This is a genomic window from Leptolyngbya sp. 'hensonii', from assembly GCF_001939115.1.
Taxonomy (GTDB): domain Bacteria; phylum Cyanobacteriota; class Cyanobacteriia.
The window spans coordinates 82,544-108,438 of record NZ_MQTZ01000004.1 but is presented as its reverse complement, the minus strand read 5'-3'; the positions used below and the strand labels follow the sequence as shown (position 1 = coordinate 108,438).

20 protein-coding genes are annotated in these 25,895 nt (G+C 48.9%); 8 read left to right on the top strand and 12 right to left on the bottom strand.

The features are described from left to right. Positions 1 to 2,837, bottom strand: a 2,837-nt coding sequence (locus BST81_RS02435; RefSeq protein ID WP_075596956.1) for a Tn3 family transposase, incomplete at its 3' end; no start/stop codon positions are given. Between the two features lie 207 nt (positions 2,838 to 3,044). Between BST81_RS02435 and BST81_RS02430 the strand changes: the two genes are divergently transcribed. Further along, the gene (locus BST81_RS02430; protein WP_253188054.1) at positions 3,045 to 3,563 is read left to right on the top strand and encodes a hypothetical protein; all 519 of its coding nucleotides are present in this window, start codon (positions 3,045 to 3,047) and stop codon (positions 3,561 to 3,563) included. A 5-nt stretch (positions 3,564 to 3,568) separates the two neighbouring features. Here BST81_RS02430 and BST81_RS02425 read toward each other — a convergent pair whose 3' ends face one another. The 8 genes from BST81_RS02425 to BST81_RS27875 form a co-directional block, all read right to left on the bottom strand. Then, the gene (locus tag BST81_RS02425) at positions 3,569 to 4,699 is read right to left on the bottom strand and encodes a hypothetical protein (RefSeq protein ID WP_075596955.1); all 1,131 of its coding nucleotides are present in this window, start codon (positions 4,697 to 4,699) and stop codon (positions 3,569 to 3,571) included. 7 nt (positions 4,700 to 4,706) lie between these two features. Next, a complete protein-coding gene (locus BST81_RS02420; protein ID WP_075596954.1) occupies positions 4,707 to 5,786 on the bottom strand; it encodes a hypothetical protein in 1,080 nt (359 codons plus the stop codon). Next, complete coding sequence (locus BST81_RS02415; RefSeq protein ID WP_075596953.1) at positions 5,776 to 6,885, bottom strand: ABC transporter substrate-binding protein; 1,110 nt, start codon at positions 6,883 to 6,885, stop codon at positions 5,776 to 5,778. The genes BST81_RS02420 and BST81_RS02415 overlap by 11 nt, the downstream gene beginning before the upstream one ends. Next, on the bottom strand, positions 6,885 to 8,447 hold the full coding sequence (locus tag BST81_RS29060; protein ID WP_075596952.1) for an ATP-binding cassette domain-containing protein: 1,563 nt from the start codon (positions 8,445 to 8,447) through the stop codon (positions 6,885 to 6,887). The genes BST81_RS02415 and BST81_RS29060 overlap by 1 nt, the downstream gene beginning before the upstream one ends. An 11-nt stretch (positions 8,448 to 8,458) precedes the next feature. Then, positions 8,459 to 9,355 (bottom strand): branched-chain amino acid ABC transporter permease, encoded by an 897-nt coding sequence (locus tag BST81_RS02405; RefSeq protein ID WP_075596951.1) that lies wholly within the window; start codon positions 9,353 to 9,355, stop codon positions 8,459 to 8,461. Then, positions 9,352 to 10,221, bottom strand: a complete 870-nt coding sequence (locus BST81_RS02400; protein WP_075596950.1) for a branched-chain amino acid ABC transporter permease — start codon at positions 10,219 to 10,221, stop codon at positions 9,352 to 9,354. Before BST81_RS02400 ends, BST81_RS02405 begins: the two co-directional genes overlap by 4 nt. A gap of 683 nt (positions 10,222 to 10,904) precedes the next feature. Beyond that, positions 10,905 to 11,645 (bottom strand): site-specific integrase, encoded by a 741-nt coding sequence (locus BST81_RS02395; protein ID WP_253188053.1) that lies wholly within the window; start codon positions 11,643 to 11,645, stop codon positions 10,905 to 10,907. A gap of 222 nt (positions 11,646 to 11,867) precedes the next feature. Next, complete coding sequence (locus BST81_RS27875; RefSeq protein WP_171974642.1) at positions 11,868 to 12,032, bottom strand: hypothetical protein; 165 nt, start codon at positions 12,030 to 12,032, stop codon at positions 11,868 to 11,870. 456 nt (positions 12,033 to 12,488) lie between these two features. Between BST81_RS27875 and BST81_RS02385 the strand changes: the two genes are divergently transcribed. The 7 genes from BST81_RS02385 (at position 12,489) to BST81_RS02355 (ending at position 23,147) form a co-directional block, all read left to right on the top strand. Then, positions 12,489 to 15,569 carry a DUF499 domain-containing protein gene (locus tag BST81_RS02385; RefSeq protein ID WP_075596948.1) on the top strand — a complete coding sequence of 1,027 codons (3,081 nt, stop codon included), beginning with the start codon at positions 12,489 to 12,491 and terminating at the stop codon, positions 15,567 to 15,569. Between the two features lie 63 nt (positions 15,570 to 15,632). Next, a complete protein-coding gene (locus BST81_RS02380) occupies positions 15,633 to 16,289 on the top strand; it encodes a DUF3780 domain-containing protein (protein ID WP_083636594.1) in 657 nt (218 codons plus the stop codon). Continuing rightward, positions 16,286 to 16,849, top strand: coding sequence for a Uma2 family endonuclease (locus tag BST81_RS02375; RefSeq protein ID WP_075596947.1), 564 nt, complete (start codon positions 16,286 to 16,288; stop codon positions 16,847 to 16,849). Before BST81_RS02380 ends, BST81_RS02375 begins: the two co-directional genes overlap by 4 nt. Before the next feature lie 3 nt (positions 16,850 to 16,852). After that, entirely contained in the window at positions 16,853 to 19,738 is a 2,886-nt protein-coding gene (locus BST81_RS02370; RefSeq protein ID WP_075596946.1) for an anti-phage-associated DUF1156 domain-containing protein, read from the top strand. A gap of 40 nt (positions 19,739 to 19,778) precedes the next feature. Further along, on the top strand, positions 19,779 to 20,018 hold the full coding sequence (locus BST81_RS02365; protein ID WP_075596945.1) for a hypothetical protein: 240 nt from the start codon (positions 19,779 to 19,781) through the stop codon (positions 20,016 to 20,018). Then, entirely contained in the window at positions 20,015 to 20,428 is a 414-nt protein-coding gene (locus BST81_RS02360) for a putative toxin-antitoxin system toxin component, PIN family (protein ID WP_075596944.1), read from the top strand. Before BST81_RS02365 ends, BST81_RS02360 begins: the two co-directional genes overlap by 4 nt. Positions 20,429 to 20,465: 37 nt before the next feature. Further along, positions 20,466 to 23,147: a phospholipase D-like domain-containing anti-phage protein gene (locus tag BST81_RS02355; protein ID WP_075596943.1), complete on the top strand. Its 2,682-nt coding sequence runs from the start codon at positions 20,466 to 20,468 to the stop codon at positions 23,145 to 23,147. A 66-nt stretch (positions 23,148 to 23,213) separates the two neighbouring features. Here the strand turns inward: BST81_RS02355 and BST81_RS02350 are convergent, their stop codons facing one another. From BST81_RS02350 to BST81_RS02340, 3 genes are all read right to left on the bottom strand, one after another. Further along, positions 23,214 to 24,260 carry a PDDEXK nuclease domain-containing protein gene (locus BST81_RS02350; RefSeq protein WP_075596942.1) on the bottom strand — a complete coding sequence of 349 codons (1,047 nt, stop codon included), beginning with the start codon at positions 24,258 to 24,260 and terminating at the stop codon, positions 23,214 to 23,216. 80 nt (positions 24,261 to 24,340) lie between these two features. After that, positions 24,341 to 25,162, bottom strand: coding sequence for a ParB/RepB/Spo0J family partition protein (locus tag BST81_RS02345; protein ID WP_075596941.1), 822 nt, complete (start codon positions 25,160 to 25,162; stop codon positions 24,341 to 24,343). Continuing rightward, entirely contained in the window at positions 25,155 to 25,856 is a 702-nt protein-coding gene (locus BST81_RS02340) for a ParA family protein (protein WP_290439409.1), read from the bottom strand. The genes BST81_RS02345 and BST81_RS02340 overlap by 8 nt, the downstream gene beginning before the upstream one ends. Between the last annotated feature and the right edge of the window lie 39 nt (positions 25,857 to 25,895).

Here is a 25,895-nt window from a genome sequence, read left to right as displayed (position 1 = left end):
CCCATTTGCTGTATCCAATCCGGTTCAGACAAAACTTGCTGAATAAGCAAGGTATTGATGTAAACCAAACTGACCTGGAGCAGGTGTAAACAAAGCATGGAGATTTCCTTCAACACCACAGGGGCGCAAGTAAAATCACCGCTCTTGCCATAGAAGATGAAGTCATTGGCGCTATTCCAGTTTTCAACGACATTCAAGCCCTCTTGGATCTCCTGACGAATGCGTTCGTCATGCAAGTAACGACATAGAAAGATCGTTTTGATGGCTCTGCCCAGTTCAGCCAAAGCTAAGTAAACCGGGTGTTTAGCATTGTTGCGAGTGAAGCGAGATAAGAGCACCTCTGGCTCGGCAGTCCCTTGCTTAAGAGCGGTAGCAAACTTGACCATCATGTCATACTGCTCTCGGATCAACCGCCAACGAATCGGGCGTTTAATAATTGCCTGAAGATGCRGGTAGGACTTGGATTGCCCTTTATCGGGTAGATACAGCTTTTGCTGCTGAATACCTTTGATGCGCGGCATGAGTTGGAAGCCGAGGAGATAGCAAAAGGCAAAGCCAACTTCACTTTGACCGTGCGTATCGACGTAGTTTTTATCAATCGACATTTGGGTACAGTGGCGCAGTACACCTTGGATCATGGCGGCCACCTCCGAGGAGGAACAGCGCTTGAGTTGGGAATAAACGCAAACTGACTTCTTTTCTACATGCCAGTAGATCATCACCCCTCGTTCTTGATAGCGCGGGTGCCATTCGGTCATCAGGTTCTGGTCCCACGTCCCAAACTGCTTGGAGTCTGACGCACAAGCGGTGGTGCCATCTCCCCAAATGTGCGGCAACCGGACACGGAATACTGCATCCGCCACATCAGTAATCGCCTGCCGGAGTGCCGCCTTACTCAAGAACTTGCGACGAACATAATGCAAATCAAAGTAGCCGACACCGTGATCTGAGGGAGCAATCCGCTTGATGCCCAGATTGGTTCCTAAGGCGTACAGACACAACAACAGGCGCTTCTGTAGCTCAACAGGGTCAAGGGCTTCTCGGCTGGCAGCGCTCCGGAAATGGGTCGTGAACCCAAGTCGAAATTCGGTTTCTTTGAGGATGTCCAGTAAGGGAATTGTGGACCAACGACGATGGAGTTCCTCCTTCAGCATCCTCAACTGTTCGGGTTCCGGTTGTGCCTCCAAGGGACTCAAGCGAATCCAACCGTCACGAGTTGAGGAAATGTCCACTTTAGAATTGGTGGGCAGCCCCGCATTAAATTGCTTCAAGGCTTGAGCCATGTCCTGCTGAATTTTGGCGATGAAGGATTCCACCTCCAGGGGTTGCTGCAAGATCTGATAATAGGTTGCGCGTTTTGCCTCAAAGTCTTGCGGCAAGTCCTCGTCCGGATTCCGGTAGCGCTTAGCTCCATCTACCCAGATCTCCTTGCAACGCAATTTGTCCCGCACCATTTGAAGCACGCCCAGTTCATAAGCCACCCGGTCAATTTTAGGTTCGCCATTTTCCCCCATGCTGACCGCTACCGCCTGCCAGGTGGAACTGAGAACGCCTTCAATTGGCACTGAGTGGTCTGCCGCATAAGGAGTCCGCGCTGGAGTATCCGCATAATCCTTCAAAAGCCGCAGCGCTTCCAGGATGGGTTGCAGTTGGGGGTTATCACACCGGAACTCCAACGCCTTGAGAATTAAGGGCAGCATCCGGCGGTAATGGTGATGATAGGCAGTGCGTAGGCGAGCATGAAGCCGTTCTCGAAATGTCCCTCCTCCACTTAAACTGTCCACCAATTTCTCCAAAGTCTCTTCTGCTGCAATGGGATAAATCACATCTTTGACCAGTCCCTCTGGTTGAGCCAGGGCTGCCAGAGCGATCTGATAAAGGATTTTGTCATGCTCACCGCTACTTTGCGCTTTGGCGACCACTTCTTCGGTGACTCGCTTGCGGCTCCGTCGCTCCAGTCGATTGACCAGTTGCAGCAGAAGCTCAACGATATTGTCGATGACCTCTTGCAAGCGTAAGGAGCAAAATGCCGCCAACAGAGTGTATCGCATCGGCTCAGGATGCCGTCTCAACTCGGTCAGTGTCTCTGTCTCAACCCGCAATCGATATCGTTCCACCATACTTTCGCACAGGCTTGTAAACAGACCGTCAGGAACTCCCACCCTTTGGAGAATTTCGAGTTTCGACAACTCGGCTTCCAGGCTCTTCACTGTGGCAGACCCCACCTCTTCCTTCAGTTGATTGAGCTGAACCTCCTGGGGGTCTAGGAGGTAGGAATCTTCTTGAGGTCCGGTCAATTCATCCAACGCTTCACGGCAGGACACGGAGATGCGCTCACTAATGGTCACACAAAGTTGTGTCTCAAACTGGTGCTTGGCTGAATTGAGTAGACGTTGGAGACGACCAGAAGTCGGGGGTTCAATCCTACGGTTCTTTAGCTCCTCATAGAGCGACTGTTGAATGCGACGGACATCGACTTCCTCCAGTAAGACCACATCCATGAGCCACTGGCGCAACTCGTCAAAATCCGACGACTGAACGGGACGAAACTGTAGTAATTGGCGAATTTCTGCTCGATGATAGTGACTGGCTCTTCCTTGCCAGTCGTATTCCTGGTAAAGACTTGCAGAAATACCCAATTGCTCAGCAACAAATTCTTGCACAACGCGCACAATCTCATTCTTCTTCTCCGGAAAGCGCCCCTTCCATTGAAAGAACTTCAGCAGCAGTGCGAACCCTAAACGGTTGGCTCCCTTCTTTTGAACAATCAGTCCCCTCTCTGAGATATCAATGCTCCAATGCTCAGTTAGTTCCTCATTCTCCCACTTTCGCTTCATCCTACGCCTCTAAATGACTGCTTCAGAGAGCGTAAAACATCGGCAGCGAAGATAATCCAAACTTATCATTCAGAAGATGTACAAAGCAGATACCTGGGGAAATTCAGCCGCCAGAAGTCAGGCGCAGCAAAGCTTGTGGGCTAATTGCATCTCATGACAGCTTCGCTTCAATCACCCCAGCGAGGAGAGGCGCTCTGTTGGCATACCGTGAAGCTCCACAAAGGCGAGTGGTACGGCCCGGTGCATGTCGCTTTTGGCTACAACAGCGTCAACGGTGAGTTTTGGGCTATCGCCAGCAATGAACCCACCAGCCTGCAAACCTTCGAGGAATACGGCCTACGATTCGAGATAGAAGAGGCCTTTCTTGATGACCAATCCAACGGTTGGAATCTCCAAAAATCCGAGATTCGCGACCTCTGTGCCCTCTCCCGCCTCTGGTTTCTCTTGGCCGTCGCCACCCTCTACGTCACCGCCCAAGGTGCCGAGGTCGTCGCCACGGGCAAACGTCGCTGGGTGGACCCCCATTGGTTTCGAGGCAACAGCTATTTTCGCATCGGATGGGATTGGGTCAAGGCCGCTCTAGAGAACGGTTGGACACTCATTCGCCATGTCTGTTTTACCCATAGCCGTGATCCTGAGCCCGCTATGGCCTCTCGCCAACAGCACGAGCAACGTACCTATCGTATCGAGTTCAAGATACACACGTACTGCTACGCCGCTGATTAGTTTTGTCAGTCAATCAGCCGATTCCCACGGTAATATTCGGAACACATGAGAGCCTTTTTGACCAAATTTGTAGAAAAAAACCGGGAGTTAATATCTATTTTGCATTCTTCTAGCCTTTTTCGAGTCTCTGGGTTTGCATTCAAGAGAGGTTTTATTTTATCGCGCAGTTTTTGAAGCTTTTGATCTATGGTTTTAATGCCAAAGTGCCTAGCCAGTTCATCAAAACTATAATCTTGTAAGATTAAGTCCAGTGATTCCCGCTCTCCCTTAGTTAAACCAGCATGTCGAGTAAGTGAATCCACATCCCAGAGGAGATAACAAAGATGTTCCCGATCGATCGACTTTGTCACCACCTCATGAGAAACAAATCGACATAGTTGAACAACCCAATCAATTAGGTTGATATCTAAATCAATGGCATGGGCCTCTTCAGTTCCAAACCATGCTAAATTAATAGTCACAAACTCATTATTTTTAAGATTATTAGAATATGTAAATCCAAGAGGTATAGACAATGCTGAGATAGGATCCGGAGGCAGAAGGTGATACTCAGCGATAAGGGTAATGTCTTTCATTAGAGATGAAAGATAAACATCTTGGTAAAAGCTAGGGATACAAATCTGTTGAGCATTAATCTTCCCTGAAAACTTTAGACAATCCCTCTCTTTAGCTGTTATAGATACATAAGATTCAACTGTACTGATTTCAAGCAGTGAGCCTTCAGAATGAATAGAACTTTTAGATTCTATACTAACAGCTAAGTAGTAAGGTTTTTGTTTTAACTGCATACTCACACTTTGTGATGCACCTATCACCAAAGCAAAAGATTGCTTATATCGGTCATTTGCTTTCCAAAAACTTCTAAGAGAAAAAGCAGGGTTTAAATCTCTCTTAGATTGAAAATTCACTTTTTTTTGTAAACTGTTTATATATCTTTCTATTTGTTCGGAACTAATATTAGACTTATATATAGTTTTGAAATCTGTAATGCTATTGGCAGATAAGGAAAGCAAACAAAAATCTGCTGACGTTATTTGAATTAATTCTCGTGCTAAGGCTACATAAATATCAGAAGAAGAGTTAATCACTCTGTATGCGATATCTAGAAAATTTTGAGAATTATTCAAGTCACTCATGTCAATATCATGACCTACTTAATAAGCCAAAATCACAAATATCAAATTTCGCGATTGAATACTCATCATAAAAAAACGAGAGAATATCATTCCACTCCACTCCAGTGTCCACCGTTAAATCCCTTAGCTGCTTAATGATTTTCCTATATTGATGAACCAATCCTCTATTATTTTTTCCTCTCTTATAAGGTTGTACGTTAAGATAATTGGTAATGCTAGGCGAAGTAAATATTAGAGTGTCAGCCAAATATAGCATTTGACAACTGGCTTCTTGTCCAAGGGATGTTGGTGCAAAAGTCTCATGCAAAACGTAACTTGCCAATCTATTGATTGCCTGCTTATTCTTGGGCATCAAATAAATATTATGATGTTGGACTGCAAGACTTGAAAGTCGTTCAACTCCAAATGCAATTCCAAAGATATGACGGCTATTGCCTGAGTCCGTACTTGCAAGGAGATTCAGCAGAGTTGCAATTTCATATAATTTCCCATTAGGACCAAGAATATAAACCTCTATTCTTGGTCCTAGCGTACTATGTGTTATACCGTCTTCACTGAGGACGCTGCCTTTCTGATAGTTGGCTAAGCCTCGGCAAGAAATTATCTGGCTGTCCTCAATGCCGCAATACTTTAAAAGATCTCTCCCAAATCCAATGACGGTTTCATCATTCGGAAAGTGATCATCGCATGGAACAGTAAAAAACAGTTTTTGGGTTCTACAACCAACGATCTTAGTTATATAGTCAATATAGTGCTTCAGCGACTCACTAATAAATGTGTTAGTGGGGTTAAATTGAAATGCAAAAACCATATGGAAAGTTGGCAAGTGCCATCCATCTGCAATTAGTGGTAAATCGTTAAGACGAATGCATGGTTGACAAGTGACAATTGAACAGCACTCTTTATTAGTCAAATCAAAAGATTTGAATATTACTTCTGAACTTGAAGGAGTAAACGTTGTATTCCAAAATGGTGAAACAATTGAAGTGGCTGGCATTTCAACATACCCCAGGTTCTCGAATAGCTCTTTCAAACTGTTCAAGACTTCAATATATGTGGGTTCAATAAGTAATGTCTCAAGTTTCACGAACCTTCACCTTTACTACCACTTCATTATTCATAATATTCGTATCATTTATGTCTAGATAAATTTTGATCTGGTTGAGGAATTCACTATTCAGCTTTTCTGTATCGTTACTGTTAAGGTTAAGTACTGCTGTCACAATCATTGACACTGCATTAAACCCAATTGAAGCATCAGGAGTAATATTTTGATTAAAAGATGCTTTGTATTGCTCTGCAACCACTTTCAAGTCAGGGTTTTGAGGTAAATCGATTTCGATGTAAGCAATTTTTCCAGCTTGTGTGCCCAACTGTTGCTGTACCCCTGTAAGAGCATAGCCAATATTGGCAAGAACCGTTCCTTGATAGCCTATTGACCTTAGCACCGTAATCACCTGTGCCATCGGTTGCCCCACTCCCACTACCACCGGAAGATACGAACCCTGTGGCACTGTGGACTGCACCAGAGATCGCATCTCCGGCACATCCTCTCTTCGATAGGGTTTCACCACTATTGGAATATTGGCTGTCTTCAAACTGGCTTGCAACGCATTCGCAAACGCCAATCCATAATCATCCGCCGAGTGAAAGAGCAACACCGTACCCGTTGACCCAGCTTTCTGAATCCAGTCAAACAAAGCCGCCGCTTCTCCAACTGCTGTTGTCGAATATCGAAACACTCCAGGCTGTACTGGAGCCGTAATACCTGGATGAGCCGCCAATGCTAATAAAGTTGACTCATTTTCCTTAATCTCAGGCTTGATCGCTAACGCCACTCCGCTGCCGTTGACCGTAAACAGACGAATACCTCTTGCTTTGAGTGACTGAAACGCCGAAAGTCCATCCCTGGGTTGATTCTTACTATCTTCAAAGACAATTTCGACATTTGCGCCTTTGGATTTCCAATACTCAGCAGCCAATTGCTGTCCCTTTTGCATTTCTTGCCCTAGTAAAGCGGCTGGTCCCGTTAAGGTAAGAATACTACCGATCTTAATCATCAGATCGGAGCTAAGAGGCGATGCTGTCTCTGTTGGTTGCGGATTGGGAGTCTGATTGCAGGCAATGATTCCTCCTGCCACAGGCACCGCGATCAGCCCCATGTGAATAAATGTCCGACGTTTCATCACTCAACCTCCTTCACAGTAGATGGTACAACAATCAAGCAAGCGCTATTTGGCTGTGGCTGAATCGCTTGCCACACCGCTTGTAGCCCCGACGCATCCAGCGCCAGAAAAGGTTCATCACATATATATAAATGCGCTCTTTTGTCCAGGCAAGCTAGCAACACTCGTTGCCGTTCCCCTCCGCTCAGCGCTGTCATTTGGTGATTGAGAAATCGGCGCGTATCCTCGGGTGGATGACTGACATGAGAAAGCTGGAAGACTTCTCGCACCGTTAGATCAGGAAACAAATTGTTTCGAGACTGTAAAAATGCCAAGCCTAGCTTTGCCCGCTCCCAGGCAGGACGCTGGTGAATGATACGACCGTTGAGACGGATGCTCCCTTCGGTCGTCGAAATCAAACCCGCGATCGCCTCCAACAACGTCGTCTTGCCCCAGCCATTCGGCGCTTGCAGCACCGCCAAATCCCCCCGCCGCAAGCAGAACGACAGCCCCTCCCCCATTCCCAATACCGCCCGTTGTCCCCGCGACATCCGCAGATTCTCCACCTCCAGCACAGGCAGGCTCTCATTTGCAGAAACGTCCGATGTCCCAGTGAAATTGCTCCGTGATTGCAAAATCGACAGTTGCGCATCACCAGGTAATGGCAGATGCAGCAGCGATCTCTCTGCCCCCTGCAACTGGTTCAACCAGTCCTCAATCCCTCCACTCGCTTGTGTCAGCTCCTCACGCACTGCTAGCGGTGACTCCACCTTAATTTCTCCGTCTTTCAGCGTCCACACCGTCGTCGCTATTTCTAAAACTCGCGGAATGTTAAACAGATGCTCAACAATCACCAGTGTCAAGTTCTCCTCCTGAACCAAGTGCCGCAGAATCGAGACAATTTCCTCCATCCCAGCACTATCTAGTCCTGCCAGCGGCTCATCTAAGAACAAAATTTGCGCTCCTGTCTGCAAGGTTCGCGCAATCATCACTCGTTTCGACTGTCCTAGAGAAATGCGGTCAGCGGACGATTTTTCCCGCCCCTGCAACCCCAGTTGAGCCAGTCGCATTCTCGCCTGTTTGAGGTTAAGCCGTTCTTGATACCGCACTTTCTGGGGCTGGAAGACCGCCAACTGGGGGTGTTCTCCCATCTGATTGGGTGTGGCGATCGTCACATTATCCTGGAGCGTTTCTGTGGGAAACAGTCTAGGATCTTGCCAGGTTCGGCTCAAGCCTAAGTTTGCCAGCCCCTCTGGACAAAATGGATCAAAGGGATTGAGGGATTGCCACCAAGCCTGAGGGAACTGAAAGGTGATCGGCATTTCCGATGTAAAAAGTCGCATCGAACCGCGATCGGGCATCAGATTACCTGTCAGAATATTCAGCAGTGTCGTCTTCCCAGAACCGTTCTCACCCCGCAGCAGCACCACTTCGCCCCGATTCAGCGTTACCGAGACATTGCGGAGGACAGGTTGCCCCCCGAATGATTTGCATAGCCCTCGAATCTGGAGCAAGACAGATCCACTATTTTCAGGATGATTTGCATAGGTCAATGCCATAGAGGCGATATCAGATTTGCTCATAAACATCTCTTCTACTCTAGGCGGTACTTGCCTGCAACCCCTTCGGGTCTGAGGTGAATCACGAGCAGTAGACTGACTCCGTACAAAATTAAGCGGACATTCGCTGCGATGGCATCGGGAATCTGGACAAATCGTAAAATCTCTGGAATTGCCAGCAAAATGAATGCCCCCACCAAAGGCCCTCGAAAATTGCCGACTCCGCCAACTAGCACCATTGATAGCATTAAAATCGATTCATCCAACGCTGCTGCACTGGGATCAATGAATCCGATATAGCTGGTCAAGATGGCTCCTGCCAGCGCGACCATACCGCAGGCAATCGCAAATGCCTGAGTTTTGAGCCAGCGCGTATTTTTTCCTAGTCCTCGGGTGACGAGTTCATCATCTCGTAGTGATCGCAGCAATCGCCCCCACGGAGAACCGAGCAACAACCAAGAAATTCCAACACACAGCAGGGTCAGAAACCAAGTCAGTCCCACAATGCTAGAGGTCTGTTGCAACTGCCAACCTAATAGAACTGGTTTTGAAACACCCGATAAGCCAAACGTCCCGTTCGTCAAATTTTGCAAGGTTCCTATCGGTGCATCCCCATACCAGTTGTAGAACGCTCCAAATAGCAGTGCTTGCACCGCCAACGACACCAATACAAAAAAATTGCCCTTGAATCGCCAAGCCGGAATCGAAACCATCAGGCTTAAAACCACAGCAATCAGAATGGCTAAGAATGTCGCTTCAACAAAGCCCCATTTCAAAGTCAGAGTCGCCAGCCCATAGACGTAGCCCCCCAATGCAAAAAAGCTAGCATGAGCTAAGCTCAGCAAGCCACAGTACCCCACAATTAAGTTCAGACTGACGGCAACGATAGTATAGACTCCTAGATAGATGAGCAAATGCCAGAGATAGCTCACGCTTCCACCTCCAATCTTGCCCGTTTGCCCAGAATACCTTGGGGACGCATAACCAGAAATGCCACCAATACCAGAAAAGTAATGGCATCCTGCCAAGTTGCCGATAAAAACCAAACGGTGGTTGAACGTAAGATACCGAGAAAGATGCCGCCCAAAGCAGCCCCCCAAAAGGAGTTCTGTCCACCAATTACAAACGCGACAATCGCCAGTAGCGCGGTAATTAGTCCGGCATTAGGGTCAAAACCAATATCATAGGCAAACAGCAAAGAACTGATTGCACACAGCAAGCCAGACAAACCAAACGCCAGCAATCGTAGTTGATGAATATTATATCCCCGTAAAGCAAGCTCTTTAGGATTTCCAGCCATCGCCCGAAACTGCAAGCCGCGATCACTTTGGTACAGCCACGCATAAAACAAAGCCATGACTAAGGCTGATACGATCGCTGATATTATCTGAGATAAAGTCATTGTCGCAGCCCCAAACTGAACCATGCGATCTAACCCATCTCGCAGAACTTTTGGATCATTGCCCCAAATTAGGGCAACACTCTGCACTACGACCAAATAAATGCCTAGAGATGAGATCGTATGGGCACTACTCCCTGCCTGCTTTCTTTCTAGCCAACAATGGTTCAGCCATTCGCAGCCCAGAGAAAGGATAACTCCCGAAGCCAGGGCAAATGGAATCGAGATCATCCATCCAAGGTGATGCTGAAGAGCTGTCCATGCCATAAAGGGAGTTAGAACGTAGACCCCACCCAATGCGACATGAAAGATACGGCTAGAAAGATAAACGACAGAAAATGCTAGTGATAGCAATGCTATATTCAGACCCGTTACTAGCCCATTAATAAAGAACTGCATTGACCAGACACTCTTGGCTGAGTTTTTGATATCCCTGATCTTGCAATATTTTCTGCATGCTGCAAAGCCAACCCAGATTACCTAATCCAGATTAGTCTGTCTCAATATCTGCCTGAAGCCACCCAATACAAAAACGCGCATAAGTTGCCGCCATCAATCTGGATCTGTATGTGGATAGTCTTGAAATCTTGAATCTCTGACAGACACTGGAGCTACCGCCGTAACCGAGGAATCAGCAGGCTAACGTTCGAGCTGAACTTTACCAGACTAGGATCTCTAGCCACATCAACTACCGTTGATAAGCGTCTAGGCTCATAGGGAACCTTGCGCTTTTGGTCATCACAGGAAACTTCTCATGTCGGCTCCAGCAAAATTATTTTACGGGATTGCCCTGCTATAGTGCTTTCAAAGAGCAACATTCTATATCAATCCTGTGGAACGGTGGCATATACCCATGTTCTGAATCGAGGTAGACGAAGCATGCCTCATCCACCTCGATTCATGCCAACTGATTTACGATGGATTGAGACCATTAAGCATTTATTCTATCCATTACGAGCAAGGCTTTCGGGGAATTTGTACAGACGTAAGTCAGCATACACTGGTGATAAACCCTGCCGAATTGGGGCATTTTTAACAAAGTTTGTGCAAATTTGAGCAAAGTTGTTTGTTAATGCAATACACTATGAGCGAAAGCTCAGTGTGGCGATCGCCATCTCCTTATCCTTCTCCGTCACATCGATATACCGCTGTAACGCAGATAGGCTCTTGTGTCCAGAGATTGATTGAATGTGCTTGATCGGCACTCGCTCATTGTGCATCCAGGTAATTGCCGTTCGTCGAAAGCTGTGAGTGCTGGCTCCCTCAATCCCCAATCGCTTAAAGGCTGCCCGTAAAATAGCATCGGCAGACTCCGGGCAAATATGCCCTCTCCCCCACCGTCCTGGAAACAAATAGGGGCGATCGCTCCGATACCCCGTCAACAATTCTCTCAACTCCGGCGACACCGGGACGGATCGCGTCTCCTGCTTCCCCTTCGTCGTGGCGCGTCGGAAGGTAATGCGATCGCGCACCCGCCCATCTGTCCCATACACATCAACGGTATGCAACGAACATGCCTCATTGACCCGCGCAGTCGTGTAGAGGCAGATGCCAAACAACGACCGATCTCGATCGGTCGGCAATCCTTCTATATAAGAGAGCAACGACAGGGAGGCGATTGCCCTTGGCAACAGCGAAGCTCCCGCCTCCATTCCTTCCTCTTTTCCACTCCAAATCAGCAACCGCAATAGCTTCAGATCTGAAACGAACCCCACCCTGCCATCAAACAACCAAGCGATCTCCTGTGGCGAGAGGATCTTGGCTTGGTCGTGGCGGTTGATTTTCACGGCTGAAGCAGTACGGGTGTTCAGCCAATTCCACATTAGGAAATACGAAGAAGTTAATGTATCACCCTCAAACACTGATTTTCTGGTAGAGCCGGACTTTGAAACCGGGTGAACTTAAGGAAAACTTATCGCTCGGTGGTTGCTGGGTAAACAGGGGGTGGTTTCTGTCGATTTAGATTGTCATCGACAGAACTATCCTTAGAGAGGCAAAATTGGCGATCGCCAATGTACTGAACCTATAATTCTGTCGATTTGTAGTTAGATCGACAGAAAAAAATGGTCAGCCCCCATTTGGAAGCGGAGCGCGATCGCCTCCTTCACCTCATCTAAGCCGTTCGTGGCTCTGGCAGTGTGGCTTCCATCAACGTCTGGATTAGCCCTGCGCCCAAAGGCGAGCACATCTACATACAAGCTAAGCAGCAAGAACCCTGAGTACAAGAATCAGCATCTGGGCAAGGCAGGGAGCGAGAAGTATCGCGACTGGAGAGCAAGGATTCAGCGACGGGAGGCGACCCTTGCGGTAACGGCAAAGCCGCGCGCCGAGATGGGACAGCAACTCTCTATGCTTCAGGCGTTGATCGATCGCCAAACGACTGTGATTTTGGATCTCGCCCAAAATAATCAAGGGGTTAGTTGATGAATAATTGGGTAATTTAGGAAGTTTTATCAAGGGACTGGTTCCCCGCTTCAGCAAAGGTACAAGATGCAGCTCTTGTCATACCTCTTGGAGAATCTTGGCTCAAAAAGCTATCACTATAGAGATGGTCAGGATTATTTGAATGTCGCGAGTGCTGTGGTGGGTTTCGCCAATAACTCTAAACGCTTTCTTAGCCCCGTCCTACCTACAGATATTGCCTTGATTGGAAACCCTAGACTCCCATGAAAACCCTCAAACAGCTTTGTAAACCCCGTCAGAGTGTCTTCGATCGCTCCCGTCGCGATGTCGTTTTAGACTTGACAGATTTAATTGAAAACAGAATCAAGCCAGAGGAGTTCTTTACTGAGAACTATTTGACACAGGGGATGAAACGCCTGTTAAGGGAGTCGTTTCGGCGATTCAATGGGCAGTCTAACCAGGGAGTTTTTGTTCTCAGTCAGGCGATGGGTGGTGGTAAAACACACAACATGATTGTGCTAGGGCTATTGGCAAAATACCCAGAGTTGCGCCAAACCGTCATGGGCAGTCTCTATGAAGGTGGTCATTTAGGAGCGGTGAGGGTCGTTGCTTTCACGGGGAGAGAGAGTGATGCGCCGTTGGGAGTTTGGGGGGCGATCGCCGAGCAGTTAGGCAAAAAAGAAGCCTTTAAGGATTACTACTCCCCATTATCGGCTCCAGGACAGACCGCCTGGGTCAACCTGCTCAAAGGAGAGCCACTTCTGATCCTATTAGACGAGTTGCCGCCCTATTTGGAAAATGCCGAATCAAAGGCGATCGGGGATTCAAATTTATCAAAAGTGACGACTACTGCCATTTCTAACTTATTGGTAGCGGTTGGGAAGGAAGAACTTGCCAATGTTTGTGTGGTGATTTCGGACTTAAAAGCAACCTATGAAGGCGGTAGCCAGCAAATTAGTCGTGCCCTGGAAAATCTGAAGGGAGAAGTGGGACGAGGAGCCGTCACCCTGGAGCCAGTGGGACTAAATACAGATGAGGTTTACCACATTCTTCGCAAACGACTGTTTGAAGACTTACCTGAAGAGGATGAAATTTGGCAGGTTTCCCGTGCCTATGCTCAGGCAGTTCGGGATGCTAAGCAAATGGATATCACGAATGCTTCTCCCGACAGTTTTGCCACTCAACTCAAGGAATCTTACCCGTTTCATTTTGCGATTCGGGATCTCTATGCCCGCTTTCGGGAAAATCCTGGGTTTCAGCAAACTCGTGGCTTAATTCGGCTGATGCGGGTCGTGGTTGCCCGCCTATTTGATTCGGAAGGTGGACGAGCAGACCACCTTCATTTGATCCACGCCTACGACCTGGATTTCAACGATCGCGACACTTTAGGAGAAATCATTCAAATTAATCCCAATCTGGATAACGCGATTAGCCACGATCTTGCCTCAGGTGGACAGGCGATCGCCGAAATTATGGACTCTCATTTGGGCGGAACGGATGCTCAGGATGCTGCCAAGTTGCTCTTAGTCTCTTCCCTAGCAAATGTGCCTAATGCCGTGCTGGGATTATCTCTGTCTGAAATTGTTTCTTACTTATGTACCCCGGGTCGAGATGTTTCCAAGCTACCCAAAGATATTTTGGGGGTGCTGACAACTAAAGCCTGGTATCTGCACTCGAATCGCGAAGGCAAGCTTTATTTTAAGAATGTCCAGAACCTGGTAGCAAAGCTCAAGACAACAGCAGAAGGGCTTAACCGCGAATCTTCATTAAAGCAACTGAGAACGTTTTTGGGAGACACTTTCAAGCCAATTTCACTGAAAGACTGCTATCAGGATGTGTCAGTTTTTCCGGCTATAGATGAGATTACGATCAAGTCTGATCGGGTGACGCTGATCGTTTGTGAACCGGATTCCGGCAATGGGCTGCCCGGTGATCTGGTGAAATTCTACGAAGATTTGGACTACAAAAACCGGATTCTGTTTCTGTCTGGCTCCCGCAACACGCTGGAGTCGCTACTGGAGAATGCGGCTGAACTGAAGGCGATCGCTTCAATCATCACAGAAATGGAGTTTGAGAAGGTTCCCGATAATGACCCTCAACTCGTGGCAGCCAGGGATATTCGGGACAACATTCAGTTGCGGCTCTTAAGCGCCATGCGGGAGACTTTCACGACCCTGACCTATCCCTCCAGTGATGGGTTGCTCACCGCCGACTTCTTAATGAACTTTACGGATAACGACTATAACGGCGAAAAGCAGATTCGGGAAGCGTTGAGAGCGAAGCAGAAGTTTACGGAGGACGTTGCCAGCGATTCCTTCCGCAAGAAGTGTGAAGCTCGGCTCTTTACCCAAAAGGCAATGCCCTGGACGGAGATCAAAAAACGCGCGGCGATGAATCCGCAGTGGCAGTGGCACCGGATGGATGCGTTGGATGAACTCAGAACCAGCCTGATTCTAAAGGATCAATGGCGCGAAGAAGGAGGCTATACGGAGAAGCCACCATTTCCGAAGGCCCAAACCGATATTCGCTGGTACGAGGCGCAACGGGATGATGAAACGGGTGAGGTCACACTGAAGCTGACCGCCGTTCACGGAGACACCGTTTACTACGAGGTCGGTTCTCCCGCAACGACGGCTTCGCAGCGAGTCGCTGATCCTAAAAGCTTTAAGACGCAAGAGCTAGCAGTTTCTTTCCTGTGCGTAGATTCTAAAGGTGAGCATGAGGCAGGGGAGGCGAGAACGTGGCATAACCGCATTACCCTGAAGTCGGTTTGTTACCAAAACGGCTCCGATAAGATGGTGGAATTACGATCGGCTCCCCCTGCCCCAATTCGTTACACAACGGATGGATCGGATCCCAAGACGGCGGGAGGTAGTTACGCTGAGCCATTTGTAGTACTGCCGGGAACGGTGTGTGTGCTGGCGATCGCTGAAAAAAACGGACTGGCTTCAGAGGTACATCGTCGGGATATTCGCTGGGAACCGTCTGGCAAAACCACAGTCGAAATTCAGCCAGAGGCACCTGCCCTTTGGAAGCGCCCGCACCATCCCAGCACGACGAAAGATGCCTACGAATTTATGGGACGGCTGAAGAAATTTCAGGCAGAAGTTGCGGGTGGGCGCATCACCATTAGCGGCGAGAACTGGCTGGAACTGTCGATCGACGATCGCCTCAAGCTGGATGCTGAGAAGCTGGAAAGCACAATTAACCACTTGCGTGGTCTGTTGGCAGAAGGAGAAGTGGAGATTGAGGTTGATTCCATCCGCTTTCCCAATGGGCAACTCTTGTTGGACTGGGTAGCAGAGGTGAAAACAGAAGTCAAGCCTGATGAAGTTAAACAATAGAAACGGAGATAGCCAAGATAATATAAGGACTACCCAGAACGCTGAAATGCATTCGTGCAATTTATGTCTAAAGCTCGTATTGAAAAATCAGAAGGATTTGGCTTTGTGCCAACGGAATCGGAGCACCATTTTCTGGTGACCATTCCGGCTCACAAGAAAGATGATGTTTTCATCAGTGAGCATTTCACCTGGGACGACAGCGAAGCTCGGCGGGAACTGAGCTTCGCTTTGGGGCAAGAAGACAATAAAATGCGGGTGATTTTGCCTCGACAGAAGTGGGAGGCGATCGCTGACCCGGTTAAAGCCGAATTTAACCAGCGGTTGCGGACTCTGGGGCTAAAGTCTGGGCAGTGGGTGGTGAAGGCAGGCAAGGGCGGGCAGACTCCCATTTTGCGCTTGTTTGGCAAAGAATTAGTGTTGCTGGCATGGGCGATCGAGGAGGCAGACCCGGCACTCATTCCCATTGCCTTGAAGAATTGGTTGGGGCTGGCACCCGAAGAGCGGTGGTGGCTGTTTACCATGACGAATGCGGCCACAGGTCATGCGATCGCGGGGCGCGGGAAGGGGTGGCGCAAGGCAGTGCGGTATGCCCTGACTGAAAATCCAGTGTCAGACTATCGCCCTGAGACAGTCGAACTGCCCTTGTTTAAGCTAGGAGAAGATGAGGCAACTTGGGCAAGGACAACCGCCTCAGCTACCAATGGAGGCAGTCAGACATGATCGTTGCATCTGAGCAAAAAATTTGGACGGATGAGGAGTTCATGGCATTGCCCGAGGATGGGCGCTATGAGTTGGTGAATGGGGAACTGGTGAGTATGGGCAATTCGGGGATGGAGCATGGCTATATTGCCAGCAACCTGATTATCTTTTTGGGGGGATTAGTACGATCGCAAAAGTTGGGTGTGATCTGCGATTCAAGTACAGCCTTCACCATGAAAACAGGGAACAAGCGATCGCCCGATGTGTCGTTTGTTGCCAAAGAGCGGCTTCAAGGCGTGAAGCGGTTGCCCAAAGGTTACTTTCAGGGTTCGCCCGATTTAGCGGTAGAGATTCTTTCGCCTAACAACACCGTAGAGGAAATTCACGACAAGATCGTGGAGTATTTTGACAACGGGACGCGATTGGTTTGGGTAATTCACCCAGATGAGCAGTATGTGCTGGTGTATCACAGCCCTAGCCCCGATCGCTTGTTGCGCTTAGAAGACTCGCTGGATGGTGAAGAAATCGTTCCTGGGTTTTCCTTAGCTGTGGCAGAACTCTTTGAAGAACTGGATTTCTGACCTATGGCGCAGTCCTTTATCGAGACGCAATTTCCGGTTTCAAAGCTGTCAAAGGAAAGCTACAAAGAGCGAACTGGACACCTGACGCAAACACTAACGGGATTGGGCAAATGGTGGGGACGGAAGCCGCTTGTTTTGGTGCGGGCGGTTATCTTTGGGTTATTACTCCCAACCTCCGATAACCCCAAGCGCGATCGCGAAATCTTCCTCAAAATCATGACGATGGATGATGAGGGACTTTGGCAGCGCAAATCCAAACCCATTTCCCCCGAAGAACTTTTCATTCGTCTGCGAGAGTCTGAACGAGTAAAGTGGTTTGATTTAGAACTCTCCAAGATTAAGCCAACGTTGAAGAAGGATTTGTCTAAAGAGGAAAAGGTAATTCTTCAGAAAACCGTTTTTTGGCGACTTACTTACGATGAAAAGCTCGATTATTGCGATCGCCCTGAACACGTTACCAATCTCTCGGAATCAGCTTGGCGAGACATTAATGCTTATCTGGAAACGGATGCTCATAGTTTGAACGATTTGGTGCAGCAGCTCGGAGAACGCCAGTTTGGGCACATTCCTAGAATCGGCGATGCTTTTGCTGGGGGGGGTAGCGTTCCTTTTGAAGCAGCTCGTCTAGGGTGTGAGGCGTATGGGTCAGATTTAAATCCAGTGGCAGCATTGCTCACTTGGGCAGCATTAAATATTGTTGGCGGCGGCGAAGAAATCAGCCAGCAAATTGCCGAAGCTCAGCAGCAATTGGCAGATGCCGTCGATCGCCAGGTGACCGCATGGGGCATTGAGCATAACGAACACGGCTGGCGAGCAGATGCCTTTTTCTACTGCAATGAAGTGATCTGTCCAGAGTGTCATTGGAAAGTTCCCCTGGCTGCCTCCTGGGTGATTGGCAAGCGATCGGGCACGTTTGCCAAGCTCATTCCCATTCCCGATCAGCAAGCGTTTGAAATTGCCGTACAGCAAGTGGATAAACGCCTGAATCTGGATCAGCTTGCCAGTCCTGGCACAGTTGCCAACTCCAATTTAGTCTGTCCCCATTGCCAGCAGAAAACACCGATCGCCATCATTCGCGGCGACGGCAGACGGGAACACGGGCTGCGGCTCTGGGGAAAAAGCGATTTTGTCCCACCTCCAAACGCGGTTTTTCAGGAGCGACTGTACTGCATTCGCTGGATTGAGACTTACGTTGACAGCAAAGGTAAAACGCAAACCAAACGCTATTTCTTAGCTCCAGATGCAAGCGATTTGGAGCGGGAACAGAAAGTGATTGCACTGCTGCAAGAACGCTTTGCCACCTGGCAGGAGAAGGGCTACATCCCCAGCCGCCAAATTGAGCCAGGATACAACACCGATCAACCTATTCGTGAACGAGGTTGGACGCATTGGCATCACCTATTTTCTGCAAGGCAGTTGCTTATCATTGGTCTCTGCTTTTCCGAGTTATTGAAACTTCCTTCTATTACCAACGGCGTCGCCTGCCTGTTGATGGTTGGTCGTTTTGCAGAAAGGAACTCCAAGTTATGCGGTGTTGATCCATCCAGAGACGGGATTAGAAACACGTTTGCGAATCAGGCATTGAATACCAACATTCAATATGGCGTGCAAGGAGCATCCGGTTTATCTGATTACTGCCTTGAGGTTCAAAACTATAGTTTGCCTGCATCCCAAACTCGCGCCATTGATGCCCGAACCTTAAACACGGTTTTAGATGCCTGGATCACCGATCCACCCTATGCCGATGCCATCAACTACCATGAGCTATCTGAGTTTTTCCTGGCGTGGTACGACAAATCTTTAATTAGGCTGTTTCCAAAATGGTACTCCGATAGCAAACGTGCCCTTGCGATCACTGGACGCGCCGAAGACTTTCGCAAAAGCATGGTGGAATGCTACCGCAACCTGGCGAACCACATGCCTGCCAACGGCTATCAGGTCGTCATGTTCACCCATCAAGATGCTGGGGTCTGGGCAGATCTCGCCCTCATTCTCTGGGCATCGGGCTTGCGCGTCACCGCTGCCTGGTGCATCGCCACCGAAACCAGTTCTGCCCTCAAAGAAGGCAACTACGTCCAGGGCACCGTCCTCCTCATCCTCCGCAAACAAACCGGTGACGACACCGCCTTCCTCGACGAGATCTATCCCAAAGTGGAACTGGAAGTCAAACGTCAACTCGCCTCTATGCTGGCACTCGAAGACGAAGAAGACCCCAACTTTGGCGATACTGACTACCAGCTTGCTGCCTATGCTGCTGCCCTGCGTGTGTTGACCCAGTATCAAAACATCGAAGACATCGACATCGCCTACGAACTCTCCAAACCCCGCAAGAAAGGTAGCGAGAAATCCGAGATCGAGAAAATTATCGATCAAGCGGTCGTCATTGCCTGCGATTACCTCGTGCCCAAAGGCTTCGACACCTTCGTCTGGAAAAGCCTCACCCCCGAAGAACGCTTCTACCTCAAAGGACTCGACATCGAAAGCCACGGCGAATACCGCACCGGAGCCTATCAAGAACTCGCTCGCGGCTTTGGCGTAAAAGACTATAAATCCTTCTTGCAAAGCGGCAAAGCGAACCAGACCCGCCTCAAAACCGCCACCGAATTCACCACCAAAAACCTGAGTGGGCTGTCTGATCCAACCAGTGGTTTCAGTGCCTCTCTCGTCCGCAATGCCCTCTTCGCCATCCGCGAAACCGTTCGCACTGAATCTACTCAACAAGGTAAATCCTGGCTCCGCGCCGAAGTTCGCGACTACTGGAACCAACGGAAAAACTTGATCCACATCCTCCGCTACCTTGCCACAATGGGTTTCAAAATGAACCATTGGTCTGTAGATGCCAAAGCCGCCGAAATTCTGGCAGGCACATTAGAGAATGACAGTGTTTGAACGCAGATGACCTGAAGATCTAATCAAGGAGGCGAAGAAAATGGAAGCTGTAGAGTTTCAGACAGAAATCAAAAATGGAATGATTGAGATTCCGGCAGCCTATCAATCTGCATTCGCAGAAGGCATTCAAGTTAAAGTGATTGTTTTGAAGCCACAGCGTCAAGAGCACATTCAAGCCTTCAAAGCGCTGTTGAAGGAGACCCAAGCCCTTCCTCAAGCCCAAACCATCACCGAAGCAGAAATTGCCGCTGAAATTGAGGCTTATCGGGCTGGCAAATGAAGATTGTAATTGATACCAATGTGCTTGTTTCAGCAGCGTTGCGCGATCGCGATCCTGAAGCCGTTATTCTATTTGTGCTGGAACAGGAAGCCTATCAGTGGCTTGTCTCATCTGCAATTTTAGAAGAGTACAAAACCGTTCTTTGCCGAAAACGACTTGGTTTATCTGAAGCACTGAAGCAGCAATGGTTCCACTTGCTAGAGACCCTAACAACGCTAGTTGAAGTCGATCTTGAAATTGAATTTCCTCGCGATCAAAAAGATGCCAAGTTTATCGCCTGTGCTTTGGCTGCAAACGCTGAAGTTTTTATCACAGGTGATAAAGACTTCACCGAAGCTCAACGCTTGCTATCTACAACCATCGTTTCAATCTCGCAATTCAAACAACTCATAATTGACACAGCTACCTAGATCTTTGCCCTCTCATCCTCATTTATCTGCGTTTGCAATGATCAACCGCTTCTCCTCCCGTCGTACCAAACTCGATCAAACCTTCCTGAACCAACGACTCCAGGGAGCGCAAACCTACGATCGCATTGCGGGCTACTTCCGCTCCTCCATCCTGGAAGTCGCCGGAGAAAGTCTTGAGAGTATCACTGGACAAATCCGCGTCATTTGCAACTCTGACCTCAACGTTCAAGATGTAGACACTGCCAAAGCTGCCAATTATGCTATGCGGCGAGAATGGTGTGCCGCAGAACCCGAAAACTATAACGAAAAAGCGAAACCTCGATTTGCCAGACTTTATCAGTTTTTGCGATCGGGCAAGATGCAAGTCAAAGTGCTGCCCCGCGAAAAATTTGGTCTGGTACATGGCAAAGCCGGTGTCATCACAACAGCAAATGGAGCAAAAACCTGCTTCATGGGCAGCACCAACGAAACCTATGATGCCTGGAAACTGCATTATGAACTCGTGTGGGAAGACAATTCCCCAGAAGCAATTCAGTGGGTACAAGAAGAGTTTGATGCGCTTTGGCATCACCCATTAGCCGTCAACCTGGCTGATTTCGTGATTGAAGATATTGGTCGCCTGTCCCAACGCAGCGTCTTCCCCAGCGTCGAAGTCTGGCGCGAAGAGGCTGATCCCGGTGCGCCTATCATTGAAACCCCCGTCTACCGTCAAGAGTATGGACTCTGGGCACACCAGAAATACTTTGTCACCCTGGCATTTGAGGCACACAAAAGTCCACACGGGGCTAGGTTTGTCCTGGCAGATATGGTCGGACTTGGTAAAACGATGCAGCTCGCCCTTTCCGCCATGCTCATGGCACTCTATGGCGATAAACCCGTCCTGATTCTGGTGCCCAAACCGCTGCTCTGGCAATGGCAGGAGGAAATGCTCAACCTGTTAGAAATGCCAAGCGCGGTCTGGAATGGTAAACAGTGGGTCGATGAAAATGGACTGGAGTATCCTGCTGCTGGTGCAATGGGGATTAAAAAATGCCCCCGTCGGGTGGGTATCGTCTCTCAAGGGTTAATCACCAACAAGTCCGAAGCAGCCAATTATTTGAAACAGATTAATTACGAGTGCATCATTGTTGATGAAGCGCATCGGGCACGGCGCGCCAACTTAGGACTCGATCGTGAAGCTGAAAAACCGACACCCAACAATCTTCTCTCCTTCCTGTGCGCGATCGCCCCTCGCGCCAAAAGTTTGCTGCTAGCAACCGCGACCCCAGTTCAAATGTATCCCGTCGAAGCTTGGGACTTGCTTAACGTCCTCTCTATCAATAACGAAGCAGTATTGGGTACCGACTGGAGTAATTGGCGACGAGCAGACGAGGCGCTGCTGATGGCAATGGGGCAAGCTGAATTGCCTGAAGATGATCAAGACCGATGGCGCTGGATTCGCAATCCACTTCCTCCCGCGTCCGAGGGCATTGACTTTAAAAATATCCGCCGCACACTCAAAGTCGCCGATGAGGTTGCGGTCGTTCCTGGTGATTCCTGGAATAAGCTGAGAAATCCTGACAAAGACCGAATTCGTAGACTCGCACGAGACTTTGGTCCGCACCATAATCCCTTCATCCGTCACATCGTCCGCCGTACACGAGACTACCTCGAAAATACAATTGATCCCGAAACGAATGAACCCTATCTCAAGCCAGTCAGAGTTAAGTTATACGGCGAGACCAATCAAGAGTCGATTTCACTGCCGCTTTATTTGAGAGATGCTTACACGATCGCAGAAGAGTTTTGCGACCTATTAGGACAACGCATGAAGGGATCAGGCTTCCTGAGGACGCTGTTGCTGCGGCGAGTGGGTAGCACCATCTGCGCGGGCATGAACACCGCCAAGAGTATGCTGGGAGCTTGGGAAGATATTGAGGAAGAAGACGATGAAGATGCCATTCCAGACGATAGACCCAAATCATTAACCCCATCTGAACGGGACAAACTAGAGCAGTTCCTCGACAAGCTAGAGGCAAATCAGGAAGATGACCCCAAATATGAGGTTGTTCGCCACCTGCTTGTTGAAGAAGACTGGTTAGAATCAGGTTGCATCATCTTCTCTCAGTACTTTGACTCCGTTCGCTGGTTAGCCGATCAACTTTCCCGCGACCTTCCTAAAGGAGAAGTCATTGGAATTTATGCGGGTGGGCAAAAGTCTGGCGTTCTGGTGAATGGCGTTTTCAGTCGGCAAGAACGAGAAAGCCTAAAACAAATGGTGCGTCGAGGCGAAATGCGCTTGTTATTGGGTACGGATGCGGCTAGCGAAGGACTCAATCTCCAACGACTCGGCACTCTGATCAACCTTGACCTTCCCTGGAACCCAACTCGGCTAGAACAACGAAAGGGGCGGATTCAACGCATCGGACAGTTACGCGATGTCGTTCAAATCTATAATATGCGCTACCGAGGCTCAGTTGAAGACCGGGTACATGAACTGCTGAGCGATCGCTTGGAAGCGATTCATCAACTTTTTGGACAAATCCCTGATGTATTAGAAGACGTGTGGGTTCAAGTGGCTCAAGGCAAGCTTGAGGAAGCCAAGCAAACGATTAACGCAGTGCCACAAAAACATCCCTTTGAATTCAAATACCATCAAGTTAAAAAAGTGCCTTGGGAATCTTGTGCAACAGTATTGAGTGCCAGAGATCGAAAACAGCACCTTTTACAAGGGTGGTAGGTTCGCTTCTTCGGCTTAAATGACCACACCATTTATCAAACGTGTTTAAAGGGCACCCTTACCTACTTAGTCATCACTAGCGTCATCCTGTTTTGACACCTCCAGCGCCTGCTGCAATTGCTCTAGCGTCGGTAGCTCTGCTTGGATCTCTGGCGGTAGTTCTCTAGTTTGATAGGTACTAACCCCGATCGCCCGGTTCAAATTCGCTAGAGCATAATCCGCAATCAGCCGATCTTTCGATTTACACAAAATAATGCCAACAGACGGGCGATCGTCAGGATGTTTCACTTGAGCATCCAGCGCCGACAGATAGAAGTTCATCTTTCCTGCGTCTTCCGGCTTAAACTCCCCAATCTTCAAATCGATCGCGACCAAGCAGCGCAGCCGATAGTGATAGAACAACAAATCCAGGTAGAAATCCTGATCACTGACTCGCAAGGGGTACTCACTGCCCATAAAAGCAAAACCATTGCCCAGTTCCACCAAAAAATCTCGCAGCTTTTCCAGCAGCGCATTTTGTAGATCCCGTTCTTTGGCTCCCTGCTTCAGCGTGAGGAAGTCTAGGACATAGGGATCTTTCAGTGCCTGCTCTACCAGTTCAGACTGAGGGCTGGGTAAAGTTTGCTCAAAATTGTGACTTTTAGTTTGACTAACCTGACGAGTATAGAGTTTACTCTCAATTTGATGAATCAGGATGTTCCGGCTCCAGCCTTGCTCCAGTGTTTGCTGCAAATACCATTCCCGCTCTGCTGGGTCTTTTACCTTTTCAAGTAGCACTGTGTTGTGCCCCCAGGGAATTTGTGCCACAAGCTGTGGCACATTCTCACTTTGCTCCCGATAGGCGAGATAGAGCGATCGCATCCGGTAAAGGTTACGCCGGGAGAAACCCTCTAAATCAGGCATTTCCCGCTTCAGATCACGCTCTAGCTGCGTGATCACGGCATCACCCCAACCCGCTGTTTCCTGCCGCTCCACAATCTGCTGCCCAATTTCCCAATACAACGCAATCAGTTCCCGGTTGACTGCCAGAATTGCTCTCGTCTGGCGCGCCTGTATCTTCGCTTTCAGGCTTCGCAGAAATTCTGGGTAATCGCTGGGCAGTAATTCACTCATAGTCCAATCATCGTTCCCTCACCAAAGGGAATCATACATTGGGGACGGTACTCCCCCAGTAGATCTCATTGCCCTAAAACCTACTTCTGCTGTCGAATCAGGATTTCGATATCCTTAGCAGAGGCTTTTACATTGGACAAGAAAGCGGGTAGTGCCTTGAGTAAAGCTTTCTCCGATCGTCCAGATTGCTCCGACTCTGGCAGTTCACTCAATTCTTCCAAAGCAGCTTCGATTTTCTTCAAAAGCTTCAACTTTTGGAAAATAGGAACTGAGTTCCTATTTTTCTGATCCTGCCCATCTTGCTTCTGTTCACTCAAGACTTTACGGACATAACGAGCCGAAACCCCGATCGCCACAGCAAGGGCAGGACCTAATGCTTTCTCCCCTTCCTTCGGGCGACCCCGCACATCGCGGTAGTTGAGCGATCGCAATCGTTCAGCCAACCGCTCAATCTGGTCGCGGGTATAGTTTACCCTCTTTTCGTTCTCTGCCAACTCAACTTGAAGTGCCCGCTCTGGATCCTGTTCAGCATCAAACGCCAGCATGTGAACCTGGATTTGCCCATCTGAAAACTGCTGGTTGTAAACCTCTGGATTGGTTTCCTGTAGTGCCTGAAGCGCTGCCAACCGATGTCCACCCGCCAGCAGCACCCCCTTTGTATCTACTACTAGAGGTTCAATCAGCCCTAAAGCCGCAATCGACTCAGCTAGAGCCGCCACATGCTGAGGGTCTAAGGGGCGAGTATCGGTTTCTCTCGCTCGAATCTGATCCAACGGCAGTTTTGTCTTTTGAACTCGCTCCTGCTCAGACCTGGCAGCAACCGCCTGGTCCTGCTCATGAATAGCATCTGCTGTGGCAGTCGCTTCAGCAAACAAATCTGCACTATTTCGTCTTCTAGCCATTGAATACCCAGTCCGCGATCGCTTGTAAATCTTTTGCAGCCTTACAGTTTGGATCATATTGCATCAGCGGAACTCTTTCCGCCCCTGCCCAGGAGACTGCAGAGTCCTGGTGAACAATAAAACGATCAATCGTTGGATAGGTAGTTTCCAACTGTCGGTCGAGCGATTGATCCATTGAGCGCCGCAAATCAATGCGGCTGAGTGCCAGCCCCCACCGCTTCGCACCTCGCCGCCCCTTCTGCTGCCGTAGCTTCAACTCATTAATGACCCGTCCAGCACCCATAACCGCCAAAGGATGAGCATCGGTGCAAACCAGGGCAATATCTGCTGCCACTAGTCCCAACCGCTCCAGATATTCCACACCTGGCGGACAGTCAAAGATTAGTACGTCATAGTCCATAGCTGCTACTGCATCCGCTAAATCCTCTGGATCTAGAGACTGAATAGCGTGCCCAGACAAATCTGGTCCACCCGGTAGTACACACAGTCCTGGTGCTGCCTCTAACGCCACAGGTGTGCCACCAGACAAAAGGTCAGATGTTCCCGGTGCAGTCGGATCCGTTCCCAACACGTAAGCAGCATTAGATTGTGGATCCAAGTCAACAACCAGCACTCGCTTACCCTGGTTCGCCAATACAGATCCAAGCCCGCAGGCAATCGACGTTTTCCCTACCCCACCTTTTCGAGCAGCCACGCCTATCCGAGTTTGAGCCATTGCGCTATCACATACCCT